Source organism: Pseudoalteromonas sp. T1lg122 (genome assembly GCF_002964825.1).
GTDB classification, from domain to species: Bacteria; Pseudomonadota; Gammaproteobacteria; order Enterobacterales; family Alteromonadaceae; genus Pseudoalteromonas; species Pseudoalteromonas gelatinilytica.
This window is the reverse complement of record NZ_PQCG01000007.1, coordinates 634,999-661,439: the sequence shown is the minus strand read 5'-3', so window position 1 is coordinate 661,439 and position 26,441 is coordinate 634,999. Positions and strand designations below refer to the sequence as shown.

The following is a 26,441-nucleotide window of genomic DNA, read 5'->3' as shown; positions in this document are numbered from 1 at the left end:
TTATTTTTGCGATGGAAATGATAAAATTTTTGACCTTAAAAAGATAGGTCAATTGCATAAAATTATGACATCAATCAAATTTTAACGCTTTGTTGGTTATTTTTTGTCAGAGATTGTATTTTTATTAGCTTATTCCATTTAGCATGGTTGTCTTTTCGCGGGTAGCTCACTAGTATCCGCTTTTATTTTATACAGGCAAATAGAGTGCGAACTAGTTTATTACCCATTTTCCTTTTCAGTGTATTTTTAGCTGCATGTGATAGCCAAAGTATAGAAGAGGGCAGCACAAGTACAAGTTGCGAAAATAACAGCCATTGTCATTACCCTAATAATGATGAAATCTGGCTAAGCAATTCTGATATAAGCCCAGAAACGCCGTTTACAATTAACCTAAAGCTGCCAAGTAATGCAAATAACCTTTCTGCAAAACTCGAAGGTGTCACTATGTACATGGGGTTTATTCCACTGCAGTTTAAAAAATCAGGTCAACTTTGGGCTGCTGATACTATGGTAGGGGCGTGTTCTGAGTCAGTAATGACTTGGAAAATGACTGTTACTTATATTAATGCAGACGATCAGCCGCAAACACTATTTTATTATTTCGATTCTCTGCAGTCTCACTAAGCCAATTTTTGCTTGCTCACCGTGTTACAAACTTAATTAACACTGTGAGCAATGTCATGACCCGGTCATCTTTTTCTATTTAAATTCTCTTCATTGGTCGTTTGTTTGTGTGAAATTACAAACAATCGGAACAAAACCTAAAAATCATCCTCTAATGCACTGTTAAACAGGCTAACTTTGTCTATTTAGTTAATTTTAGTGAATAACTATGGTTAGCAGTCTTACTAAGCCTTTACGGTTTTTATAACGTTGTGTGATCAACTTGTAAAAATTTCATTTGTAGCACTAATTAGGTGTTAGTTACACTTGATTACAAAGTGCGTGCAATTGATTTCAATCGTGTTTTTTTTGGTTCTTAAGTTTATTACTTGCCTGATTTTCTAGTGTTTTTTTCTGTTAACATTGATACATGGTGAAACCTTTTTCCCTAAAATGGAAACTGTAATTTATTGCTGTTTTTTATTTGATCTATCATTCAGTTTTCGTTCAGTTAACTGCGCCTAAGTTGCCCTCCGCTGACTCGTGATTCTAATAATAACGAGCGCTACCTGACTAAAGGTAAATTTCCAACAAGTAGGGTTTTCACATGAAAAAATCAATTCTTGGTTTAGCTGTTGTATCAGCAATCCCAATGTTCTCAAGCATGCAAGTTTTAGCTGCTGATGATGCAGCAGAGTCTATTGAAAAAATTCAAGTTACAGGTTCTCGCATTAAGCGTACCGATATGGAGACGTCTAGTCCTGTAACTTTAATCGGCGCAGATGACATCAAAGCAATGGGTGCATCAAGCATCGATGGCGTTCTACAAAAAATGACTGCAGCAAGCGGTGCGATGACTAACCCTGCTGTTAACAACGGTTCAGGCGGTAACGCACGTGTTGACCTACGTGGTTTAGGTGCACAACGTACTCTAGTACTAGTAAACGGTCGTCGTATGATCAACTCTGGTACTGGCGCAGCATCAACTGTTGACTTAAACACAATCCCAGTATCAATGATCAAGCAAGTTGAAGTACTAAAAGACGGCGCATCTGCTGTATACGGTACTGACGCGGTAGCTGGTGTTGTTAACATCATCTTAAAAGACGACTTCGAAGGTTTAGACATGAACCTTAACGGTGCTATCACTGGTGAAGGCGATGCAGACGAAACGTCTTTCGATATCACAATGGGTTCAAGCTTTGACCGTGGTAACGTTGTTATTGGTTTACAATACACTGACCGTGGCGATGCTTCACAAGCAGACCGTGATTTCTCTGATTGTCCAATCGAAGAAGATTACGAAAACGGTAGCTTCTACTGTGGTGGTTCTTCTTACACGCCTTTCGGTCACGTTTGGGCTGAAAATGCAAGCTTACAAGGTCAAGCTGACGGCGAGTGGCACGACTTCACTTCAGCTGGTGATGCATACAACTACTCAGCAACTAGCTACCTTTACACACCAATGCGTCGTTTAAACCTAACAGGTATTGGTCACTTTGATTTAACTGACGATACTCGTTTAGTGTCAGAATTCACTTACTCTAAGCGTTGGTCAACTCAACAAATGGCTCCACAGCCAGTATGGTTTGACTTCACTTACGATGCAGCAACTATGGGTGATTCACTTCTTTCTCACGGCGTAGCTGATGGTGAAGAAATCTCTTACGGTCGTCGTATGACTGACGTAGGTCCTCGTGGTTATGAGCAAGTAGTTGACACAGTACGTGCAGTAGTTGGTCTTGACGGTGCATTCGACAACGGTTGGGGCTGGGATACTTCAGTAGTATTCGGTCGTAACGACTCAGTTGACCGCGCAACTAACCTACTTAACATGGGTTCAATCCAAGACGCAATCGAAGCGGGTGACTTCAACCCACTAAACCAATCTGATTGGTCAGGTAGCAACCTTGCACAATACAACTACACTGAAAACAACTCAGGTGGTAGCCAATTACTAGTGATCTCTGCTGGCCTTAACGGTGAAGTAATGGAACTTCCTGCAGGTTACGTTGGTTTCGCAGCGGGTATCGAGCGTCGTGAAGAAAAAGCATGGTACGTTCCAGATTCACTAACTTCACAAGGTCTTGCAAATGACCCACGTGTTGAACCAACTGGTGGTCGTTTCGACGTTAACGAAGCGTACGTTGAATTTGCTGTTCCACTACTAGCTGACGCACCATTTGCACAAATGGTTGATTTAAGCGCTGCTGTTCGTGCATTCGATTACAGCACATTTGGTTCAGACGAGACTTGGAAACTAGGTCTAACTTGGCGTGTAAACGACGAATTAATGCTACGTGCTGTTCGTTCAACTGCATTCCGTGCTCCTACAGTATCTGAGCTTTACCAAGGTAAATCACCTTCATTCGAACAAGTTAGCTTCCCTGGTGCACAAGACCAAGCTGAAGTAACTGTTGGTGGTAACGACCAATTAACGCCAGAGCTTGCTGATACAGTAACAGCTGGTTTCGTATACGCTCCTGAGTGGTTCGACGGTTTCTCAATGACTGTTGACTACTATGAAATCGAAATCGAAAACTCAATTTCAAGCGTAAACAACCAATACATCGTTGAAAACTGTCTTGATGCTTCTACTGGTGCATACAAGAACCAAGATACTGCACTATGTCAGTCTTCTGCAATCAACTTCAACCAAAGTACTGGCCGTATTAGCTTCAACAACCAATTACAAAACATTGGTAATGAATCTACTAAAGGTTACGACGTAAACTTCAAGTATGCATTTGAAGCTGCAGGTCTTAACTGGCGTACAGGTCTTGATGTAACTATTCTTGATGAGTACATCGTTGATTCAGGCACAAGCACAATCGATTACACAGGTCTTGTAACTTCAGGTATCGGTAGCTACGCGAAAGTTAAGTCTAACTTCACTCTTAACGCGTCTGGCGACAACTGGGATGCACAATACCAAGCACGTATGATCGACGGCTTAGACAGCTACTCTTGTCTTGCTGACGACAGCGAGTGTTTAGTACCAAGCGTTGGTACTGTTGTATACCACGACATCAGTGGTTCATACATCATGAACGACACAGTGTCATTCTCTGCAGGTGTTAACAACTTATTCGATAAGCAAGCACCTTACTACTCAGGTAACAATGACTCAAACACTGACCCGTACACATACGATGTACTAGGTCGTCGTTTCTTCGCTGGTATGAACATCAAGTTCTAATCTAGTTTGAAATGATTACTAAGGCCCAGTTTTTACTGGGCCTTTTTTATTGTCTGAAAGCCTATCAACGCGTAAACTAAGGGAGCATTAGTTAAAAACGAGGTGATATTGCTTAAACAAGACGAAAACTTATCTTTTATTATTGAGCCTGAGCTTAAACCACGCACAGAGCAACGACTCGACCTGTATTTTTCCATTCCGAATGAAATGAGTGTTAACCCACAAACACTGAGCGAAGAATCTTTCTTTAACAACAATTTTAAATCGCACCTTGCGTATAACGCTAACAACATTCACTTACCCTTAGTTAGAAGCCGTTTTGTTAGTAAAAACAAAGGTGAACAACAAGATTATCGACAAAACTTAAACTTGTATTGTTATCAAGTGCGACTCGCGCTCAATGCAGATATCAAAGACACTTTAAAGTACCAAGAAGCCGATGATTTTTATCCTGCCGCTATCGAATTGTGCGAGCAAACAAAAGGCTTGCTGAAAAAACTAAGACGCTATACACCTGATGATGAAAAGCTTCTTCCTTTTTATAAAAACGCGGATAACTACTTAAGCTGGCATGTCGAGCAGTCTTTTTTGAAGTTATTAGATGAAGGGCCGCGCAGCAGTGATTTTGCGAAAGAACGTAGTGAGCTATTAGAGTTTTGTAAAGCAGAAAACAGTTACCGAGAAGAGCAAGAGTATAACTCGCAATCTACACTCGAAGATGCCAACCGTATCACCAATAAAATGCGCCTATTACAACGTTTAATTGAGCATGGGGTGGTACTCAATCGCACTACACGGCATTTAAACAGTTACTTAAAGCGCATGGTGAAGGGCACGGTGACGGCTGTGATTATGGCCTTTGTGATGCTTGTCGTGCTGAATGCACGTTCAAACTTTACCGAAGTGACAGCAACCTTGATTTTGATCTTAGGCGTTATTTACGGTCTTCGTGAGATATTTAAAGAAGATATCACACGGGTGATCTGGCGGGCTATCGTTAGAGGGCGGCCAAAATGGCGTTTTCAGTTTAAAAACAGCATAACTAAAGACAAAATAGCCAGCCAATACATTTGGCTTGAATACACCACCTTTAAACGTATTCCTAAAGCAGTCAGAAGAATTTTTTCAAAGCGTCGTCATCAAAATAAACAAGCTGCTCAGTGGCTGCATTTTGCAAGCGAAACACAAGTTAACGCCAAAGAGTTTTTACCTGGCTACGACACCTTGCAACAAACCATGCAATTTAGCTTGGCACCCTTTGCTCGTTATTTAAAACGCGGTGAAGGTAAGCTTTATCATCTTGATAGTAACAAAATATCTAAGCAGGCTGTTGAGAGGCGCTATCAGTTAAATGTGGTTTTAGTGTTCACGCAAAGTGAAGAAGAGACTTTGTATCAGCGTTACAAGATTACGTTAAATCGCAGCAAGATCATCAATATTGAGCGTATTTACTCGCAAACAGACATTTTGAAAGATGAAAGATGAAAGATGAAAGATGAAAGATGAAAGATGAAAGATGAAAGATGAAAGATGAAAGATGAAAGATGAAAGATGAAAGGGTGGCTTTAGCCACCCACTCGGATTTATTTAGCGTCTAAACCCGTTTTGCTGTAAAGCGATACTTTGTCTGATACTAGCGTAATTTCGATATTTTTATCTTTGTTACCCCAGATACAGTTAGTGTGTAGTGTTTTTTCTTCACACTTATCTGCAGAGCCTAAAATCGCTTCTACTTCAGCTTTATCCATGCCAATTTCAATTTTTTCGTAGTTCTCTAAATTTACTTTTGAGCAACCCGCTAAAGTAAGTGCTGCAGCCGCTGCTGCAATTGCCATATATTTTTTCATAATTGTATCCATTAATGGTTGTAGCGTCTTATTTGAAGGATCATTCCCATTCGTGGGTGATCAAAATAATGTATCTCGTTACTGATCACACGTTTAAATTGTGAAAAACGTGCCTTTTCGTAATCACCGTTTTCTAAACGCTGACTAATATCAAAATCAGCATTGATGAATAGGTAATGACGAACATAAATCTTCATTAAACCGTCTAATTCCCACTCAGGTACATGTTGTAATTGTTCAGGAATATAGCGTTCAGTAGGGCCGACTAAACTAATAAAATCGTTATTTTCACTCTCTACTGGACTTGCGTGTTTTGCTAAGTGATCGCCGGCAAATAGGCGAATACTCGGTGCTCTTTTTTCACTCATTTCAGGAAAACGCCAGCCTGTGTGCAAAATGGGCGTTAAGCCTTTTCTATCAAGCTGATTTTTTTGCTCAACAAACTGTAATTGTTCTGGTGCAATTAAATATATTTCGTCTGTGTCTTCACGGGGTTCAACAACAGGTGTAACAGGCAGTTGATTATAGCTTGCTAAAAAATCAACACTGTCATCACACACGTTTGAGTGAGGATTGCTATTCACTAAAGAATCCGTGAAAGAATCACTGCAAAGCGGCTATCACCCTCAATACATGCTTGTTTCGCTTGCGCTGTGTATGCAGGAGTTAATAGATCTTTGCTACGCTTAGCGTTGATTTCATCGTGTTTTAAACTGAAATCTTCCTGTAAATAGGGGGCCGGGCGCTGTTTATAAATAAGAACTTCTATTTCGAACCAACGTGCTGCAAATGACGAGCTTGTAAATAAGCAACAAAGCAGTAGTAAACTATTTCTAAACAACATTAATGGCTAACCTTTTTCTCGAAATCTGCAATCATTGCAGTGACCATTTTTAAGCGTTCGCGAGCGTTGGCTTCGCTAATTGCAAAGCGCAGTTTATTTGCGCCATCCATTTTATACACCTGCGGTGCACTTTGTATCAAACCTATAATGAAGCTAGGGTTAACCTTTGTATGCTGGCTAAACTCAAAATAGCCGCCTTTCGGGTTTGCTTCAATCTTTTTAATGCCAATATGACTGGCTTGCAGTTTTAATTGCTGCAAACTGAATAAGTTTTTAGTGGCGTCAGGCAGCAGACCAAAACGGTCAATCAGCTCTACCTGTAACTCGTCCATATCATTGAGGTTAGCACAGCTTGCAATGCGTTTATAGATACCTAAACGTACGTTGACATCATGAATATAATCATCAGGCAATAACGCTGGCAGCTTTAAGTCCACTTCGGTTTGCTGACCGAGTAGGTTCTCAAGGGTTGGCTCTTTACCTTCTTTGAGCGAGTTGACCGCTTGCTCAAGCATTTCCATATACAAACTAAAACCTATGGTTTGCATTTGACCTGATTGGTCATCACCAAGCAGCTCACCGGCACCACGAATTTCTAAGTCATGAGTTGCGAGCGCAAAACCTGCACCCAAGTCTTCCAGCGATTCAATCGCTTCAAGGCGTTTAACCGCATCTTTACTAAGTGATTTTGGGTTACCAGTGAGAAGGTAGGCATACGCTTGGTGATGGCTTCGGCCAACACGACCACGCAATTGATGCAGTTGTGCCAGACCGAGTTTATCTGCTCTATCCATAATAATGGTGTTGGCAGTCGGTACATCAATACCAGTTTCGATGATGGTGGTACACACAATCACGTTATATTTCTGGTGATAAAAATCACTCATAATTTGCTCAAGCTCGCGCTCTCGCATTTGACCATGTGCGGTTGTTACGCTGGCTTCAGGGACCCATTCACTGATTTCTTCAGCAACTCGGTCTATGGTTTCAACATTATTATGTAAGAAATACACCTGACCACCGCGTTTAATTTCACGCAGAATTGCTTCACGAATAAGCTCTGCATCTCTTTGTCTAACAAAGGTTTTAACCGCTAAACGTTTCGCAGGCGGTGTGGCAATAATTGATAGATCACGCATGCCACTCATTGCCATATTTAATGTACGTGGGATAGGGGTTGCTGTGAGCGTTAAAATATCGACATCGGCACGTAATGCTTTGATTTTTTCTTTTTGACGCACCCCAAAACGGTGCTCTTCGTCAACAATCAATAAGCCCAAATCTTTAAATTGAATATCTTGTTGAATTAGCTTGTGAGTACCGATAACGATATCTATTTTACCCTCAGCCATTTTATCGAGGGTGTCTTTTTGCTCTTTGGTTGAGTTAAAGCGTGATAAAACACCGACCTCAATTGGTAAATCAGCAAAACGGTCTTTAAAGTTCTCATAGTGTTGCTGTGCAAGCAGTGTGGTGGGTACAAGTACCGCAACCTGCTTGTTATCGTTTACGGCCACAAAAGCTGCACGCATTGCCACTTCAGTTTTACCAAAGCCAACGTCACCACACACTAGACGGTCCATCGCTTGCTTACTTTGCATATCACCGAGCACAGACTCAATGGCGTTGCGTTGATCGTCAGTTTCTTCAAATGGGAAGCTGTCGCTAAACTGACGATAAGCACTGCCATCAAGCTTAAATTGGTTGCCCGGTTTAGCTTGGCGTTTTGCGTAAATATCTAACAGTTCAGCAGCCACATCACGGACTTTTTCAGCGGCACGTTTCTTGGCTTTTTCCCATGCATCGGAGCCCAATTTATGGAGCGGGGCAGAGGCCTCTTCGCCACCAGAATAGCGGCTAAGCATATGTAATGCAGAAACGGGCACGTATAGCTTTGCCTCGTTAGCGTAGATTATCGTAACAAATTCAGTGATCACACCGGCAGCATCGATAGTTTCAAGGCCTTGGTAGCGGCCTACACCATGATCAAGGTGCACAATCGGTTGGCCTTCGCGTAGCTCAGCAAGGTTACGAATCAGCGCATCTTGGCTGGCTTCGTATTTGTGTTTACGGCGTCGACGTTGCGAGACCTTAATGCCTAATAATTCTTGCTCTGTGATTATAGTTAAACGCGGTTTGCCGTCTAACACCACACTTTGCTCTAGTGGCGAAACGATAAGGCCAACATCACTCGAACTGTTGGTAAAATCGCTAAACGATTCAAATTCTTTGAGCTTTAAACCACTTGGTTTTAATAAGGTGAGTAATGATTCGCGGCGGCCGTCCGATTCAACCGAGAGCAGTACACGTCCTTTTTGTTTTTTCTCGCTAGTAACGTAGTTTATTAAGCCTTGATACGGTTCATGTAACTTATGATCAATACGAACATTGGGCAGCTCTTTACTAGCCAGGTTTGTATGACCCGCTTTGGTGCCTAACTTGGCTTGCGATAAACGAATACGTGCGTATTTAGCAAATTCACCAAACAGCTCATTAACGCTTTGATATAGCTTAATTGGCTCAAGAAGTGGTCTGAGTGGATCAACACGGCGGTTTTCGTAGCGAACATTTACATCGTGCCAAAACTGATCAGCAGCATGTTCAATATCGCCATAATGCATAAACGTCGTATTGCTTGGTAAGTAATCGAAGATGGTTGCCAATCCATCAAAAAAAAGTGGCATATAATATTCGATACCGGCAGGCCAGGTTCCTTTAGTCACCTGCATATAAATTGAGTCTTGCTCTGAGCTTGCGCCAAATTGTTCACGATAATTGATACGAAAACGCTCAATGTCAGCGTCGTTAGTTGGGAATTCGTGAGCTGGTAGTAACTCAATTTTGTCGACCTTTTCATCTGAACGTTGGCTTTCAACATCAAATAAACGAATGCTGTCGAGCTCATCATCAAAAAAGTCTAAACGAAATGGGTGAGGGCTACCCATAGGGTATAAGTCAACGATAGAGCCGCGAATCGCGTATTCACCATGCTCCATCACTTGTTGTACATGTAAATAGCCCGCTTGTTCAAGGTTTTCACGTAGGGTGTGCGTATCTAGGGTATCACCCACTTTAAAGTTAAGGGTTGAACCATAAATAAACGAAGCAGGGGCTGTACGCAGCATTAAGGTCGACACTGGCACGATTAATACGCTTTGTTGTTCTTTTTTTAAGGTATTTAAGGTGGCTAAGCGCGCTGAAATAATATCTTGATGCGGCGAAAAATGATCATAAGGTAGCGTTTCCCAGTCAGGGAAGACCATGACTGGGTTTTTAGGCAATAGAAATTCGAGTTCAGTTTCAAGGCGTAGGGCGCTCGGCGTATCTGGGGTGACAATCACAACCAGCTCGTTGTGTTGTTTTACACCTTCTGCGATAGCGATGCTAAGCCCGCTACCGGTAAGTTGTCCCCATTGAATTTTATCTTTTTCAGATTTTACCCAAGGCAATGCTGCCCATTGCGCAAACGCCATTTACTACTCCTTTAAACTGTTTTTACTGCTTAGTCTCGATAAATCTTGGTTAAGTCCTGATAGTGATCGATACGACGATCACGAAGGTAAGGCCAAATTCGACGTATGTTTTCACTACGTGCTTGGTCTAATTCTACAACCAATAATTGCTCATCGCTGTTGTTTGCTTCGGCTAAAATTTCACCTTGAGGGCCCGCGATAAACGAGTTACCCCAGAACTGAATACCTTCACTTTGACCGCTTGGATCACTTTCGTGGCCAACACGGTTACAGCTGATCACCGGTACGCCATTGGCAACTGCATGAGCGCGTTGTGAAATAACCCACGCGTCTTTTTGACGAGTTTGTTCGTCTTTTTCATCACGCGGGTCCCAACCTATGGCTGTTGGGTAAATTAAAATTTCAGCACCAGCCATTGCCATTAAGCGTGCCGCCTCTGGGAACCATTGATCCCAACACACTAATACGCCTAATTTACCGACAGAGGTTTGAATAGGCTCAAAACCTAAATCACCCGGTGTGAAGTAAAACTTCTCGTAAAAACCTGGGTCATCAGGAATATGCATTTTACGGTATTTACCGGCAATGCTCCCGTCAGTTTCAAGTACCACAGCAGTATTGTGATAAAGCCCTGTAGCGCGCTTTTCGAATAATGATGACACGATCACCACATTGAGTTCTTTGGCAAGTGCGCCTAAGGTGTCTGTACTTGGACCTGGAATTGTTTCTGCTAAATCAAAAACGTCTACATCTTCGGTTTGGCAAAAATATAAACTGCGGTGTAGCTCTTGAAGAACAATAAGCTTAGCGCCTTGGCTTGCTGCATCACGAATACCAGCAATAGATTTTGCCATATTGTCTTGAGCATTATCGGTGTTTGATTGCTGAACAAGAGCAACCTTTAAATGCGTTGGTTTAGTCATTGTTTGTTCCTGCTAAAAAGCCGCGCGGTAATTGCATTGTAATACAGTGTAAGCTGCCAAATTGGTGAATAATTGGCACACAATTAATACCCACCACAGTGTGATCTGGGTATGCTTTGGCAACCTGACCAAGCGCAAGTTGGTCGTTTTCATCACCATAAATTGGTACTAAAACGGTTTTATTGATAATTAAATAATTAGCGTATGTGGCAGGTAGTCTGTCACCATCTTCATTGAACACTGCTTTTGGCCAAGGTAAGGCAATCAGTGAGTAGTTTTCACCCTCAGCTGTTTTAAATGATTGCAGTTGCTTTTCCATTGCATCAAGGGCTGCAAAGTGCTCATCATCTTTATCATCACACTGTACATAAACGAGGGTGTTGTTTGGAGCAAAACGTACCAGCGTATCAATATGGCTGTCGGTATCATCACCCGCAAGGTAACCGTGATCAACCCAAAGAAACGACGTAGCGCCTAGTTGCTCAACCAGCGTTTTTTCTATATCTGCTTTTGTAAGTTCTGGGTTACGATTTGGGTTTAACAAGCACTCGCTCGTTGTGAGTAGCACACCGTGTTCGTTGATTTCAACGCCACCGCCTTCAAGAACCAGTTCACTTTGCTGATAACCATTTTTAGGATTAGCGACTTGTTTTACAAGCACTTGATTAATTTGGTTATCAAGTTCACTTGCAAATTTATTGCCCCAACCATTAAAAATAAAATCCATTACTTTTAATTCTGTTGCGTCATCAATATTCGCACAGGTTAATGGACCATGGTCGCGTGCCCAAGTATCGTTACACGGTGTCACCACAAAGTGAATGCGTTTAGCATCAACTTCTGCGTTTTCAAGTAATGTCTCAATATGTGCTTTAAGCGCATTATCATGAGCCACAATAACAACATCTTGTTGTTGGCTTATTGCTTGGCAAAGTGCTACATACACAGGCTCAACAGCAGTTAAATTTGCTGCCCAATCAGTATCTTGGTGTGGCCAAGTAAGCATGACGGCATCTTGCTCAGCCCATTCAGGTAAAAGTCTAAATTTCATGAAGGTAATAAACAAACTAAGGTGGGGCTAGTTTAGCATTTTAGCCATAGATGTCAGCTTTTTGTACGCGATAAAGCGTGATTTTTAACTGTCTTGTTGCTTGTTTTCTTGTTGACGTTTTTTTAGTTGGCGCGTTTGAGCATGCAACGCAGCTCTTACGACTAAATCTTGGTCAGCATCTCGAATCGCTGTAAACAATAATGTGTATTGGTATTTATCATCATCACACTTTTCAATGGCGACTAATTCGGTATAGCAATAAATGGCAGATGCTTCGTGCTGCAAGAACAACTTAGTACGAAATGTTTGACCCAATTCATACACTTCTGTTGAAGTTAGTTTTACACCGCCACCACCGTAGCTATCGCAATAGTTAGCGTTATCTTCAGGCTGCTCAGAGGCTAGAATGTGGCTCATAATTAAATCAATTTTGCGTGACTGGGCTTGTAAGAACACCGCTAACTCTTGAGCTACATCACCTAGGTTACGAAGAGGGCGTAAGGTGGTTTGCTCAAGTTCGTTTACTTCGTTAGCAAGTTTAAATAAAGCAGGGATATCAGCTTCGAGTTCAGCATTGGTTTTTGGCACAGCTTCAGGTTCAACGGCGTATAAGTTGACGCGATTGCTCTCATTGATTTGAAAAAACTGTTCAAATTCGGCTAATTTTTGATTATTCATGCTGCACTCCACACATCTTTCCTTAATACTAGCGTTCGAAGCAGTAAATTGCTAGTAATCAAATAATCAAAAAAAAGGGCAAACTCATTGTTTGCCCTTCATTTTTTACAGGTTACCCTCTTGGGTTTTGACATGTTCTTGTTGATGATGTTTCGCTATCTCATCAGCAAGCTCTTGTCTTGAACGTTTTTCAGTTAACTTACGCGCCGTTAACCAATAAAAGAACAGTGGCACAAAGAATACGGCCAGGAATGTTGCGGCCATCATACCGCCCATTACACCGGTACCAACACTATGACGTGCACCTGCACCTGCGCCAGAACTCAATACTAGAGGTACTACGCCTAAAATGAATGCAAGTGAAGTCATAATGATAGGTCTAAAACGTAACCGTGCAGCCTCTAGTGCAGCAGTACTTGCGCTCCAGCCTTGTTGATGTTTCATCAAGGCGTATTCAACGATAAGAATCGCGTTTTTACTAGCAAGACCAAGAAGTGTTACCAGACCAATTTGGAAATACACATCGTTTGTCATTCCAACGACCCAAACCGCTATAAGCGCACCAAAGGTACCAAATGGCAGGGCAAGCATGACTGAAAGCGGCAGTGACCAACGCTCATATAGCGCTGCTAGAATCAAAAATACCATGATCACAGCAAGGCCTAAGGCAATCCCAGTGGTGCCCGAACTACGTTTTTCTTGGAATGCAGAACCTGTCCATTCGTAAGTCATATTAGGTGGTAAAACGGCTTGCGCAATACGCTCAACCTCAGCAATAGCTTGACCCGAACTGTAACCCGGTGCTGCATTACCCATCAGTTTAACCGCAGGTAAGTTGTTATAACGATTTAGGTTTTCAGGCCCACGGCTATACTCGATAGTAGTAAAGGCTGAAAGTGGCACCATAGTACCTTGGTTGTTTTTAACATAGATACGACCAATGTCGTCAGGCTTCATTCTAAATTCAGCATCTGCAGACATCAGTACTTGCCATGCGCGACCAAATTTATTGAAGTCGTTAACGTAATAAGTCCCTAAGTTACCCGCAAGGGCAGTGAACGCATCATCAATTTCGACACCCATAGCACGTGCTTGTTCACGGTCAACATCAACACGTAGCTGCGGTGCATCAGGGCGCCAAAGTGTTTGCAGGCCACTAATGATAGGGCTCTTTTGTGCTTCAGCTGTCATCAACTGCATTGCATGTTGAAGTTTGTCTGGGTCGCTATCACCTTTGTTTTGAATGTAGAACTCAAAACCACCGGTGTTACCTAAACCAAAAATTGCAGGCGGATTAAAGGCAAGCACGAGTGCCTCTTTAATACCCGCTGTTTTCATGAATAGCTCTTGCACCAGCGCCTTGGTATCAACTTCACGTTCATCCCAGTGCTTTTGAGTTACGAATAAGGTTGCAGCACTGTTTTTGTAACCACCACCAATAAAGTCAAAACCGGTAAACGCCACCACGTTTTCGTTCGCTGGGTTTGATTGCACGGCCTCTACAACTTGCTGTGTGACTTGCTCTGTGCGCTCAAGTGATGAACCGTCAGGTAAGAAAATTGCAGAGATGTAATAACCTTGGTCTTCATCTGGCACAAGCGAACCAGGGGTGTTTTGCCAAAGGCCTATTGTAGCGGCAATCATACCCGTCATTAAGATCAGTCCTAACAGGCCACGGCGCACCATAAAGCCAACAGCACCGACATAACGGCCTGTGATCTTGGTAAACATGTTGTTGAACCATAGGAAGAAGCGGGCAGTTTGCTTGTGTTCTTGCTTTAAAATAAGCACACAAAGCGCTGGCGTCATCGTTAACGCAACGATACCCGATAAACTCACAGCAATCGAAATAGTAATAGCGAACTGACGGAATAACTCACCGGTTAAGCCACCTAAAAACGCAATTGGCACAAACACTGAACAAAGTACTAAAACAATGGCTACTACAGGGCCACTTACTTCGCCCATCGCTTTAACGGCGGCGTCTCTGGCACCTAGGCCTTCTTCGTGCATGATACGCTCAACGTTTTCGAGAACCACGATGGCATCATCAACAACAATACCAATCGACAACACCATGCCGAATAAGGTGAGTGAGTTAATTGAGTATCCCAGCATATACATGCCGGCAAATGTGCCTAGTAGTGATACTGGCACTGCAAGGGTCGGTATTAGGGTCGCGCGCCAGTTTTGTAAGAATAAATACACCACTAAGAATACCAATACCATGGCTTCAAGCAGTGTTTTTACAACTTCACGAATTGATACTTCAACAAAGCGGGTTGTGTCGTATGACGTTAAATGAGCAAGACCGGTAGGGAACTGGCTTTTCATTTCTTCAATAACACTGTTTACTTCTTCGGCTACATCAAGGGCGTTAGCACCAGGTTGCAAGAAGATACCTAACAGTACCGCTTCTTTACCGTTAATCGTCCCTTTGAAGTTATAATCTTTTGAGCCAAGTTCAACGCGGGCAACGTCTTTTAAGCGTAAGCTACTGCCGTCTGTGTTTGAACGAATAATGATATTTTCAAACTGCTCAGGCTCAGACAAACGCCCTTGTGCAGTCACACTATAAACAAGCTCTTGTGGAGATTGCGTAGTAGGTGTGGCACCAATTTTACCTGCCGCGTATTGCGAGTTTTGTACACGAATTGCCCCTGCAATTTCTTCAACAGTGACGCCTAACTGGCTCATTACATCAGGGCGCAGCCAAATGCGCATTGCGTAATCTTTGGCACCAAAAATTTGTACACTGGTGGTGCCAGGTATACGCTTAACACGGTCAAGGACGTTCATAGTGACATAGTTTGATGTCCATAAACTTGAACGTGTTCCATCTGGTGAGTAGAAGGCATGAACTTGTAAAAAGCTAGAAGAACCTTTTTGAACAACCACACCTTGGCGGCGTGTTTCTTCAGGTAAACGGGCTTCAACCTGCTTAACACGGTTGTTTACGTTAACGGCTGCTTGGTCAACATCAGTACCAATTTCAAAAGTAACTTCGATGGTCGTTGAACCTGCACTGGTTGACGTTGATGACATATACATCATACCTTCAACACCGGTAATAGCATTTTCTATTGGTGTGGCAACCGTTTGCTCAAGTACATCAGCTGATGCACCTGGGTAGGCTGCGGTTACCTGTACAACCGGAGGTGCTATTTCAGGATATTGCGCCACAGGTAAGCTGCGCATCGCAGCAAGGCCCGCAAGCACAATAACAATAGATATAACAAACGCAAAAATGGGTCTGTCTATAAAGTAACGAGAAAACATAAGACTCCCTGTGCTTATTCTGCGTGGCTTGGGTTAGCGGCAGGTTTGCCAACATTGACTGGCATACCCGGGAAGAAAATACGTGCCATGCCATCAACAATAACTTGGTCGCCTTCTTTTAAACCACTGCGAATTAACCAAAAGTTTTGGTATTGCTCATTTTCTGGTTTTTTGATCCACTCACCTACAGTAACAGGGGCAGGTAAAGCGACATCCATACCTTGCTCGTTTTTACTTACAACATAAACAAACTTACCAGTGCCGTTATCAAGGACCGCACGTTGCGGCACGATGAAAGCGTTTTTACGTACTGCACCACTTAACTCAACGCGAACGAATTGGCCCGGGCGAAGCTGAAAATCAGGGTTAGGAATAATTGCCTGAAACTCACTGGTACCTGTGTTTGGATTAATACGCACATCAGAGAAGTTAACTTCACCGGTTTGTCCATATAAAGAACCGTCTTGAAGTTTAATTTGTGTTTGCCAGTGGCCTTGCTCTGGTAACGTCAGTGAGCCATTTTTAACATCTTGACGCATTTGCAGTTGTTCACGCTCTGATAAGCCAAAACGAATACGAATAGGATCAAACTGAGTCATTTGAGTCAGTAATAAATCTGGACCAGAAACATACGTTCCTTCAGAGACAAACTCACGTCCCATTACTCCTGCGACAGGGGCTTTTACTTGCGCATATTCAAGGTTTAGTTGCGCTTCTTTTAAGGCAACTTTTGCTGCGGCTAAATCAGTTTTTGCAATATCATTGGCTGAGCTTGCGTTATCGTAGTCACGTTGTGAAACGGACTTTTCGGCACGTAGTTTAGCTAATCGTTTAACGTCACGATCAGCTTGAACAAGCGCTGCTTTTGCACCATCAAGTGCAGCTTGCGCACGATCAACTGCAAGTTGATAAGGTTCTAGGTCAATTGTAAATAATGATTGGCCTTGCTCTACACGCTGACCTTCTTCAAAGTTGCGTGATTCAAGAATACCGGTGACACGGGCACGAACTTCAACTTCTTTTGAACCAGACAGCGTCGCTGGCAGCTCAATAGTAAAAGGTGCATCGTGTGTTTCCATTGTCATAGTCGCGACAGCAGCGGGGTGCATTTGACCCTGTTGTTGCTGTGGCGCTTCAGAACAACCTTGCAATAGCAAAGGAGCAGAAACTAATAACAACGCAGATAATGATAATTTGGCAGGTGCGAAAGGCAGACGCATGTTTACTCCACAGTCCAATTGTTAAGTAGGTATACATAAAAAGTAGTCTATCAACATGACAGACGTAACTATGTATATTCATTTGTCGTCTAGTTTATACCCAAAAAAGAGAAAGGTACACCCTGTAGTTTACTTTTTTATTGGACACAAAAAAACGCAAAGCATTTTCGCTTTGCGTTGATAGACAGATTAAATCGCTTCTTACTTTTGAGTAAGCAATAGGACTAACTCTTCAAGATTTTTAACGATGTAGTCTGGTTGCTTAGCCAATGGGTAAAGGGCTTTACCGGGTCTTGCGATAAACGCTGTTTGCATTCCTGCTTCTTTAGCGCCTGCCACATCCCAGCCATGTGCTGCAACCATTAAAGCTTCGTGAGGCGCTACATTTAATTGTTCAAGCAACCACTTGTAAGCGCGCAGATCGGGTTTATATACTTTAATATCTTCAACACTATAACGGTGAGTAAAGTAATCTGTTAAGCCAGCATGTTGAAACTGCGCTTTGACACCATTATTTGACGAATTGGTAAAGCTGACTAGTTTATAATCTTGCTTTAATTGTGCCAATGCGGGTTTAACATCGCTATGCGCAGGTAAAGATAAAAGCGGCGGCACAATCGCTTGCTTAGCTTGCTCTTTGGTTAACGAAATTTGATTATTACTTGCGACCATCATCAGCGCGGCAACGCCTATGTCAGCAAAGTCATGATAATCATTCGATACCGTACTCACTAATGAGTGATGCAGCATGGTCGAAAACCAAAGCGGCAATAACTGGGTATTACCATCGAGTGCTTTAGCGACTGAACTTTGCATTTGTTCAAGATCAAGCAAGGTCTCATTGACATCAAACACAATTACCTTTGGTTTTGCTTGGATTTGCGACGCTGCCATTGTGCCTCCCGAGAAAGTTAAGGTTAGCAATAAAACGAGACTAAAAAGGGCTTTACTAAACACGGTTAATTGCTTTAACTGCGTTAAGAACATCTAAAGGCTCCGCTCTTAGTGTGTAATCTTCATGAGCAAATGCAAATTGAATCACCCCTTGGCTATCAATTACGTAAGTTGCCGGTAATGGTAATTCGTAGCTATCGTCACCATTGGCTTTAGGAATATCTAAGCCTAGCTGATCATAAATAGGGATCAAGCGCTCATCTAACGTGAAAACCAAACCACACTTTTTAGCCAATGAGTTAGCCATATCAGAAAGCACCGTATATGCCAGCTCGTTTTGCTGTTGAGTCGACAGTGATTCATCGGGTAGTTGAGGAGAAACAGCAACTAATTGGGCATGTTGATCTGCAAATGCTTGCTGCATGTTATTAAGTGCGCGAAGCTCTAAATTACAATATGGGCACCAACCACCACGGTAAAAGCTCAGCACCAGCGAGCCTTTCGATAACAATTCTGTTGAGCTAATTTGTTTACCCTTGCTATCGGGTAATTCAAATGCTGGAAACTTATCACCCACTCTTAAAGCATGTTCACTTAATTGTTCAGCAATCAGCTTTTCAGTCGTGACATCCATCAAATTTAGGATATCAGCAGGGACATTGGCTTTCTTTTGCACTTCAAATGCATCGATTTGGGTTTTTAAAGACATACATACTCCAATCATTTTGATTATTTGTAGTAAGTATAGAGTTTTAAATTTTTATATATACAATGCAAAACTGAAACCTAAATTCGAAAATATTGAATCAAGCCATGTACAGTTTATGTGATTTAGAAACCTTTATTGCCATAGTTGAAAACCAAGGGGTGGTTGCCGCCGCTAAAGCACAAGGCCTTTCACCCGCTACGGTTAGTCATCGCTTAAGTAAATTAGAAAAAGCATTAAGTACTGTGTTGCTGTTTCGTGATAGTAGGCGAATACGCTTATCACCAGCAGGAGAGCTGTTTTACCAACGTGCTGGGGCCATTTTAGAGGCTCTGTATGATGCTGAGCATCAAATTGGCGCACGAGGTTCGGCGGTGACAGGGCTTTTACGAGTCACTATGCCGCCTTGGGTCTTCTCAAAATTTGTGATGCCAGAGCTTGGTCATTTTGAACAGCAATATCCTGACTTGAAACTCGATTTTATGATCACAGACCAATTTGTGAATATTGTGGATGATGCCCAAGATGTAGCTATTCGAGTAGGTCAGTTGGCAGATTCAAACCTGCTTTCACGCAAGCTTGTTAGTAACTCTCGTATTTTGTGTGCAGCCCCAAGCTATATTGAAAAATATGGGCTACCAAAAACGGTCTCTGATCTTAAAGCGCATTACTGGGTATGCTTGCCATGGCAGCGACAGCTTAAACTTAACGAGGGTGGCCAAATAGTTAATTATAATGCGAGAACGCGTTTTACCGTATCTAACTCAGATAACATGACGCAGGCTGCGATTGCAGGTCATGGCATAGCCATTAAATCATATATTGCAATTAAAGATGATTTAGCAGAAGGGCGGTTAATCGAAATACTCCCTAATAGCCTTGTTGATGCTGACGCGCCTGTATGGTTTTTAAAACCACAAAACAGCCTAGTGACGCGCAAAACAGAGGTTTTTTATGAGTTTATGAAATCTTTGTTTACCGAAGGTACAAAAACTTAACAAATGGCTTGTAATTAAACTGAAATCTCGTACCCTAAAGCAATAAAAATATAATAAAGGTGAGTTAAGGATGACAGATCAAACTGGGGGTTATCACCGCTTTTACCGAGATATCGAGCAAACTTAGGCGCTTTGTATCACGTATCGTCAGCCCTGATGATGTAGAAGATATTGTGCAAGAGACGTTTATAAAAAGTTATGAAGCAGATCTTAAACAAAATATCGAATACACTCACAGTTATATGCTGAAAACGGCTAAACATTTAGCACTCAATCACATTGCTAAATGGGACAATAAATACAAAGAATCGTTAGATGAACAACAACAAGTTGAACATCACATGCGTTCTATGGCACTTGAAGATGAAGTAACCTCTAAAGAGCGCTTTTTGTTTTTTTGCCGAGTAACTAACGAATTAAGCCCGCAAGTAAAAAAATGTTTTATATTAAAAAAAGTCTATGGCTTAAGCCAAAAGGAAATTGCTGCTAAAATGGAACTCAGCGAAAGTACTGTTGAAAAACACATAGCCAAAGGCTTATTACATGTTCACCGAGCAATGAAATCACACGATGTACAACCTCAGGCATATAGCCCTACCACAGAGTTCACTGCAAAAGAGGTGAACAAATGAGTAATGTTCACCCATTTTCATCAAAAGAAATGATTCAAGAGCAAGCGAGCCAATGGATCAGTGCAATTGATCGTGGTTTATCGAAAGATGAAGTGAGCCAAATACATTTATGGGCTCATCAAAGTGCGGCTCATCAAGAGGCCTTATTTGAACTTGCGACATTATGGGATGAAATGAGTGTGCTTAACGAGTTAAGTAGCTTATTTCCTTATAAAGCCCCGCAAAAACAACCCGCTGTATTTGGTATGGCAACGGCGGCTAGCTTTTTAGTGGCGATGCTGCTTGGTTGTATCATGCTCATTTATTCAAGCTATTGGCAGAACGAAGAAAACGACTACGCAAAGTTTAGCAAAATTTACCGCACTAAAGTGGGCGAGCAAGCCACGTTTGTATTGCCCGACAGCACGATTGTGCAGCTTAATACCAATACTAAACTTGAAGTTGCTTATACCGGCGATCGCCGTCAGTTGATCTTGAGCCGTGGTGAAGGCCGCTTCAATGTTGCTAAAGATGCAAGTCGTCCATTCACTGTTATTGCCGGTGATAAATCATTTACTGCTCTTGGTACCGTGTTTAATGTGCAGCGAAATACAGCTTCAGACTTAGAGTTAGTGGTGACCGAGGGCAAGGTGATGATTGCTGATCCGAGTACGCAGGTTGATGCCAGTGATTTTAATCGTTTAAAAGATGCCTCGGATAACAGTGCTGATATCAAAGCACTTCGCGCGAATGTTGTTGTTTCAGGCGAGAAAGCACTGATAAAACAAAGTAAAACTGAGCCGATTAAACAGTTATCTGTTGATGACGTACAGCGTGACTTAGCTTGGCAACAAGAAATGTTAATCTTTAACGGCGAACCGCTTGGAGAAGCTTTGCAAGAAGTGAGTCGTTATACCGCTACACGTTTTGAATTGAATGACCCAAAACTTGCTTCATTGAAAGTGGCTGGTGTATTTAAAACAGGCGACATAAAGGGGTTACTTGATTCTTTACAGGCCAACTTAGGTGTAGAACATCAACGTTTAGGTGAACATCGTGTTAGCTTAACTATCGCTGCAAAAGGTTAGTTTTGCCTATGAGAATACGCCAATGTAATGATGTTAATTGTGCGCCACCTTCTCGTCACAAAAAATTAATTAAAAAAAAGTTAAATTTACATAGCGGATTTTTCTTCCTCACTTGTTTGTATAAATTGCGCAGTAAGCAATTGCCTTTGTTACCAGCGTCTATTGTCATTTATGGCCTCACAGCAGGCCAAATAGCAATAGCAGCTGAAAAACAAATGCTGCAATTTGATATCAAAGCGCAACGAGCTGATTTGGCGTTAATCGAATTTGCAAAGCAAACAGATCAAACTGTCATTTTTTCTTTCGAATTAGCAAAGCAATATCAAGCGCAATCTGTATTTGGTTTTTATACCAAATTGGATGCACTGAATGCGATGTTAGAAGGCACTGAGCTCGATGCGGTTGTTGATCAACAAGGCTTGCTGAGTATAAAACTCAAACAAGTAGATAGGATAGATAATAACATGATCAAAGTATCAGGGGTCAGCGCTGCAGTCGTGCCATTACTGCTTGCCGCCAATACGCAAGCGTTCGCAGAAGATCAATCAGCAGAAAAAAACATCGAAAAAATTGCCGTTGTCGGTAGCCGTGTAGCAGGTCGCTCGGTTGAAGATTTACCGGTTCCGGTTGATATTTTAAGTGCCGAAGCACTTGAGAATACAGGTCAAACAGAAGTAGGCCGTATGCTTCAGGCTATCGCACCGTCTTTTAACTTTTCAAGCTCGTCTATCAGTGATGGTACTGACGCGCTTCGCCCTGCAACATTACGTGGTTTAGGGCCAGATCAAACCTTAGTTCTTATCAATGGTAAGCGTCGTCACCAAGCGAGCCTTATCCATATTAATACGTCAGTAGGTCGTGGTACCGCAGGTACCGACATGAACGCTATTCCTGCTGCTGCAATCAAACGTATTGAAGTATTACGTGATGGTGCTGCTGCGCAATATGGTTCAGATGCGATTGCGGGTGTAATTAATATCGTATTAAAAGACGCTGAAGAAGGTGGTAAAGCGGCGATTAACTACGGTGAATATTCAGAAGGTGATGGTGAAACAGTCAATGTTGATTTCAACACTGGTTTTGCCCTTGGTGATGATGGTTATTTAAATACTACAATCAACTACCGTGACCGTGCACCGACTAACCGTGCAGGCCTGCATGGTTCGTGTCAATTTTACGGCTGTACTGAACTTGATGACGGTACGCTATTAGCAGGTGATCCGCGTGAGTTAACGGCACCTCGTGATACGTTTAGAATTGGTGATGCAGATTCACAGCAATTTGCTTTAACTATTAACACTGGCTATGAGCTTGCTGGTGGTGAGCTATATGGCTTTATCACTTATTCGAATCGTGAAAATGAATCTGCAGCGTTTTTCCGTCATAACGCAAATGCTACAGGTAACCCTGTATTGCAAGATGGTGATGCGACCATTCCAATGGGTTTCTTACCGAAAATTAATACTATTATTGATGACGTGTCTTACAACGTGGGCTTTAAAAAGTCGTTCGACAATGATTCAAGCATTGATTTATCGTACACCTACGGTGAAAACAGCATTGATTACACAACGAGTGACACTATCAATGGCTCATACGCTAACTATCTTCGTTATGACCAAGGTTTAACGGCTGATGAAATTCGTGCCACGATTCCACGTTCAGCGTATGCATATGGCCTTGAATTATCACTTCAAACAATCAACCTTGATTACACCAAAGATTACGATAACTTCTCATTAGCACTAGGTGCTGAGCTTCGTACTGATGAGTTCCGTATTCTTGAAGGTAGCGAATATGCTTATCGTGATTACGACACAGTTGATGGTGTGAGCATCTATTCTGGTTTAAATGGCGGGGTAGGCAGTGTTGATGCTGCAAGCGGTACGCAAGGTTTTGGTGGTTCAGATCCGGCATCATCAGTTGATGAGTCGCGCGATGTGATCTCATTCTACATGGATGCAGAAACCTATGTTATTGATGATGTAATTATCTCAGGTGCGGTACGTTACGATAACTACAAAGGTTTTGGCGATACAGTTAACTTTAAGTTAGCGGGTAATTGGTCAATTACTGAAGATGTATCTTTACGTGGTGCACTAAGCACAGGCTTTAGAGCGCCTTCGATGCAACAACTTTACTTTAATAACGTAAGTACACAGTTCGTTGTAGGTGATGATGGCAGCTTAGTGGCTGAGCAAGTAGGTACATTCAGAAACGACAGTACCTTAGCGCAATCAATAGGTATTCCTAAGTTAAAAGAAGAGAAGTCACAAAACCGTAGTTTAGGTATTGTGTATAACGTTACCGACAATATCAATTTAACCATTGACTACTACTCGATTGATATCGACGACCGTATCGTTATTTCAAACCGTTTAGGTAAAGGTTTATCAGATACGCTAGATGCTGCACTTGAAAGCTCAGGCGCAGGTGCGGGTCAGTTCTTCTTAAATGGTGCAGACACCGAAACCGAAGGTGTTGATTTAGTTGCCACATGGAACACAGAAGGCCTTGGCGGTACGCTAGATTTCACCTTTGCTGCTAACTTCACTAAAACTGATGTAGTTGATTTATTTACGCCATCAGGCAGTGGCCTTGAGACTATTCCGGTAGAAGATGTGTTTTCTGCTCAAGAAACATCAATTATTGAAGAATGGCAACCTGAAGATCGCATTAACTTAAGTGCGCTTTACCGTTTAGAAGATTGGACAGTAAACCTTTCTCTAAACCGTTACGGCGAATACACAGTTGAAGATGGTGGCCGTCAAACATACGGTGCTGAAATATTAACTGATGTAAAAGTTAACTACTTCTTTAACGAAAATCTGTCATTTAACATTGGTGCAAATAACTTATTTGATGTTTACCCAGATAAGAACACCATTGGTAATTCACGCTCGGGTACGATTGTTGATGCAAGCGGCAACACAATTGTTTCAAGCCCAGGTGTATTCACTTACTCACGTCGTTCAGCACCATTTGGTTTTAACGGTGCGTACTACTACGTAGGTGCAGAGTACAAGTTCTAAACTCCCTTTAGATTCCTTTATTATTTAACTTGCAAAGGGCCGTTAGGCCCTTTTTTAATGCAGTCATAAAAACTTCACTTTTTTTATCAAGCTAAATCCCTAATAATATCTGGACTAGACCAGATTTAGGCGATATTAAAATGAATGAATACTTACTGTTAACTCCTGGCCCATTAACAACATCGGATACGGTAAAACAAGCGATGTTAAAGGATTGGTGTACATGGGATGACGATTATAACTTAGGTGTTGTACAGGCTATTCGCAGCAAACTTGTAACTTTGGCCACAAAAAGTACTGATTATACGTGTACATTAATGCAGGGCAGTGGCACTGCGAGTGTAGAAAGTGCTTTAGGTAGTTTAGTCGCAAAAGAGCATAAGTTATTGATAATAAACAATGGCGCATATGGAAAACGGATGGCTGAAATTGCTGAGTATTTAGGCATTGACCATTGTGTTTTAAATTACACTGAAACTCAGCTACCAAGCTGTGACGACATAGAAAAAACACTCTTGAGTGATGAAAAAATTAGTCATGTTGCTATGGTGCACTGCGAAACGACGACTGGCATGCTAAACCCAGCAAAGCAAGTGGGTGAACTATTATCACGCCATAACAAAGTTTATATTTTAGACGCAATGAGTAGCTTTGGTGGCGTACCGTTTGACTTAGCAGATTGGCACATTGATGTAATGATTAGCTCATCTAATAAGTGTATTCAAGGTGTTCCAGGTTTTGGCTTTGTTATTTGCAAGCGAGACTTAATTGAAGAATCACAAGGGGTTGCACGTTCGTTGTCACTTGATTTATATGCACAGTGGCAGTGTATGGAGAACAACCAAGGTAAATGGCGTTTCACATCTCCTACACATGTTGTACGCGCATTTCATCAAGCTCTTACTGAATTAGAACAAGAGGGTGGTGTTGCAGCACGTCATAAGCGTTATAAAAATAATCAGCAACTTTTAGTGGCTGCGATGAGAGATTTAGGTTTTCAAACACTCTTAGATGAGAGCTTACATTCACCGATTATCACCTCATTTTATTCTCCAACAGCGAATGGGTATGACTTTAAAGAGTTTTACTTTTTGCTTAAAAAACAAGGGTTTGTTATTTACCCGGGTAAGGTGTCAGATGCTGACTGCTTTAGAATTGGCAATATTGGTCATGTCTTCGAAAACGATATTACACGTTTAATTGAGGTAATATCAAACAGCAGATATTGGTTATAAAGAATGTTCACCCGTGTAAAGGCTTTGTTTAACAAAGCCTTTTTTCATTTATTACCTTAGTGACCTTCAACAGTCATCTCAATGGCATTATGCAACCAATACTCAATATTGTAATCCACTAAACTGCCAAGCTCATCAAAGCGTTTACGAATTACTTTTAAGCAGGGTGTACCACTATTTTTTTGCAATACCTGTGCTACATCGTCAGGAAGGACAGTAACACTTATAGCGCACTGCTCATTGACTACATTTGTTGCGTATTGATTTGCCATTATTTGTGTTATCGAGCCATTTAGGTTGTGTTCAGCAAGGCCATCAAAACGCACAGCATCACAAAAAATATCTTCAAACATTACTAAGCGCTCATCAAGGCTGCGGGCACGTTGCAAATGATGTAAAGTTGATGCAGAAAATTCTGCTTTTAAATCATGATTGCTAATTTCTTGATGGCTAATCACTTGGGTATCAGCAACAAAGCCTTGCTGTTTTGCAAGTTCATAAAAATTTACTTTAGTGGCAGGATTCCACTTAAGTTTTGTTGGTGTTACAAACCAACCACGGCGCGTTTGGCTATAGATCAATCCTTCAGCTTCTAAACGAAGTAGTGCCTCACGGACTGTAATACGGGTCGAGTTAAATTGTTCTTGTAACAAACGCTCAGAAGGGAGTTTGTCACCCGTGTTCAGAGTCCCTTCGCTTAGTAATTGATGTATGTAATTTCTGATTTGTTGATATAAAAGCATACCGTGCCTTTTTGCTA

General features: G+C 41.9%; 18 protein-coding genes and 1 pseudogene. 8 read left to right on the top strand and 11 right to left on the bottom strand.

From position 1 onward, the window contains the following. Window positions 1-204: 204 nt before the first annotated feature. The 3 genes from C2M33_RS08430 (at window position 205) to C2M33_RS08420 (ending at window position 5,287) form a co-directional block, all read left to right on the top strand. Complete coding sequence (locus tag C2M33_RS08430) at window positions 205-624, top strand: hypothetical protein (protein WP_105174245.1); 420 nt, start codon at window positions 205-207, stop codon at window positions 622-624. Window positions 625-1,210: 586 nt separating this feature from the next. After that, window positions 1,211-3,802 (top strand): TonB-dependent receptor plug domain-containing protein, encoded by a 2,592-nt coding sequence (locus C2M33_RS08425; protein ID WP_105174244.1) that lies wholly within the window; start codon window positions 1,211-1,213, stop codon window positions 3,800-3,802. Window positions 3,803-3,910: 108 nt separating this feature from the next. Continuing rightward, window positions 3,911-5,287 (top strand): hypothetical protein, encoded by a 1,377-nt coding sequence (locus tag C2M33_RS08420; protein ID WP_105174243.1) that lies wholly within the window; start codon window positions 3,911-3,913, stop codon window positions 5,285-5,287. Between the two features lie 98 nt (window positions 5,288-5,385). On the opposite strand, the gene C2M33_RS08415 is transcribed toward C2M33_RS08420, so the two are convergent. The 10 genes and pseudogenes from C2M33_RS08415 to C2M33_RS08370 form a co-directional block, all read right to left on the bottom strand. Then, the gene (locus tag C2M33_RS08415; protein WP_063706142.1) at window positions 5,386-5,649 is read right to left on the bottom strand and encodes a DUF3862 domain-containing protein; all 264 of its coding nucleotides are present in this window, start codon (window positions 5,647-5,649) and stop codon (window positions 5,386-5,388) included. A gap of 11 nt (window positions 5,650-5,660) precedes the next feature. Beyond that, window positions 5,661-6,493, bottom strand: a pseudogene (locus C2M33_RS08410) (CsiV family protein). Beyond that, complete coding sequence (gene mfd, locus C2M33_RS08405) at window positions 6,493-9,966, bottom strand: transcription-repair coupling factor (RefSeq protein ID WP_105174242.1); 3,474 nt, start codon at window positions 9,964-9,966, stop codon at window positions 6,493-6,495. Before mfd ends, C2M33_RS08410 begins: the two are co-directional and overlap by 1 nt. A gap of 29 nt (window positions 9,967-9,995) precedes the next feature. Next, window positions 9,996-10,889, bottom strand: coding sequence for a carbon-nitrogen hydrolase (locus tag C2M33_RS08400; RefSeq protein ID WP_054553061.1), 894 nt, complete (start codon window positions 10,887-10,889; stop codon window positions 9,996-9,998). Next, a complete protein-coding gene (locus C2M33_RS08395) occupies window positions 10,882-11,940 on the bottom strand; it encodes an agmatine deiminase family protein (protein WP_105174241.1) in 1,059 nt (352 codons plus the stop codon). Before C2M33_RS08395 ends, C2M33_RS08400 begins: the two co-directional genes overlap by 8 nt. An 84-nt stretch (window positions 11,941-12,024) precedes the next feature. Beyond that, window positions 12,025-12,618, bottom strand: a complete 594-nt coding sequence (locus C2M33_RS08390) for a hypothetical protein (protein ID WP_063704838.1) — start codon at window positions 12,616-12,618, stop codon at window positions 12,025-12,027. Between the two features lie 105 nt (window positions 12,619-12,723). Beyond that, on the bottom strand, window positions 12,724-15,897 hold the full coding sequence (locus C2M33_RS08385) for an efflux RND transporter permease subunit (RefSeq protein WP_063704841.1): 3,174 nt from the start codon (window positions 15,895-15,897) through the stop codon (window positions 12,724-12,726). Between the two features lie 14 nt (window positions 15,898-15,911). Continuing rightward, on the bottom strand, window positions 15,912-17,117 hold the full coding sequence (locus tag C2M33_RS08380; RefSeq protein WP_063704843.1) for an efflux RND transporter periplasmic adaptor subunit: 1,206 nt from the start codon (window positions 17,115-17,117) through the stop codon (window positions 15,912-15,914). 201 nt (window positions 17,118-17,318) lie between these two features. Next, entirely contained in the window at window positions 17,319-18,011 is a 693-nt protein-coding gene (locus C2M33_RS08375; protein ID WP_105174354.1) for a haloacid dehalogenase type II, read from the bottom strand. A gap of 55 nt (window positions 18,012-18,066) precedes the next feature. After that, window positions 18,067-18,720 (bottom strand): peroxiredoxin-like family protein, encoded by a 654-nt coding sequence (locus C2M33_RS08370; protein ID WP_105174240.1) that lies wholly within the window; start codon window positions 18,718-18,720, stop codon window positions 18,067-18,069. Between the two features lie 104 nt (window positions 18,721-18,824). Here C2M33_RS08370 and C2M33_RS08365 point away from each other — a divergent pair, with 104 nt between their 5' ends. The 5 genes from C2M33_RS08365 (at window position 18,825) to phnW (ending at window position 25,681) form a co-directional block, all read left to right on the top strand. After that, on the top strand, window positions 18,825-19,715 hold the full coding sequence (locus tag C2M33_RS08365; RefSeq protein ID WP_105174239.1) for a LysR family transcriptional regulator: 891 nt from the start codon (window positions 18,825-18,827) through the stop codon (window positions 19,713-19,715). A gap of 77 nt (window positions 19,716-19,792) precedes the next feature. Beyond that, a complete protein-coding gene (locus C2M33_RS08360) occupies window positions 19,793-20,347 on the top strand; it encodes an RNA polymerase sigma factor (protein ID WP_105174238.1) in 555 nt (184 codons plus the stop codon). After that, window positions 20,344-21,414 (top strand): FecR family protein, encoded by a 1,071-nt coding sequence (locus C2M33_RS08355; protein WP_105174237.1) that lies wholly within the window; start codon window positions 20,344-20,346, stop codon window positions 21,412-21,414. The genes C2M33_RS08360 and C2M33_RS08355 overlap by 4 nt, the downstream gene beginning before the upstream one ends. Window positions 21,415-21,422: 8 nt before the next feature. Continuing rightward, window positions 21,423-24,446 carry a TonB-dependent receptor plug domain-containing protein gene (locus tag C2M33_RS08350; RefSeq protein WP_063704853.1) on the top strand — a complete coding sequence of 1,008 codons (3,024 nt, stop codon included), beginning with the start codon at window positions 21,423-21,425 and terminating at the stop codon, window positions 24,444-24,446. Between the two features lie 140 nt (window positions 24,447-24,586). After that, the gene (gene phnW / locus C2M33_RS08345) at window positions 24,587-25,681 is read left to right on the top strand and encodes a 2-aminoethylphosphonate--pyruvate transaminase (RefSeq protein WP_105174236.1); all 1,095 of its coding nucleotides are present in this window, start codon (window positions 24,587-24,589) and stop codon (window positions 25,679-25,681) included. A gap of 56 nt (window positions 25,682-25,737) precedes the next feature. Here phnW and C2M33_RS08340 read toward each other — a convergent pair whose 3' ends face one another. Continuing rightward, entirely contained in the window at window positions 25,738-26,424 is a 687-nt protein-coding gene (locus C2M33_RS08340) for a UTRA domain-containing protein (protein ID WP_105174235.1), read from the bottom strand. Between the last annotated feature and the right edge of the window lie 17 nt (window positions 26,425-26,441).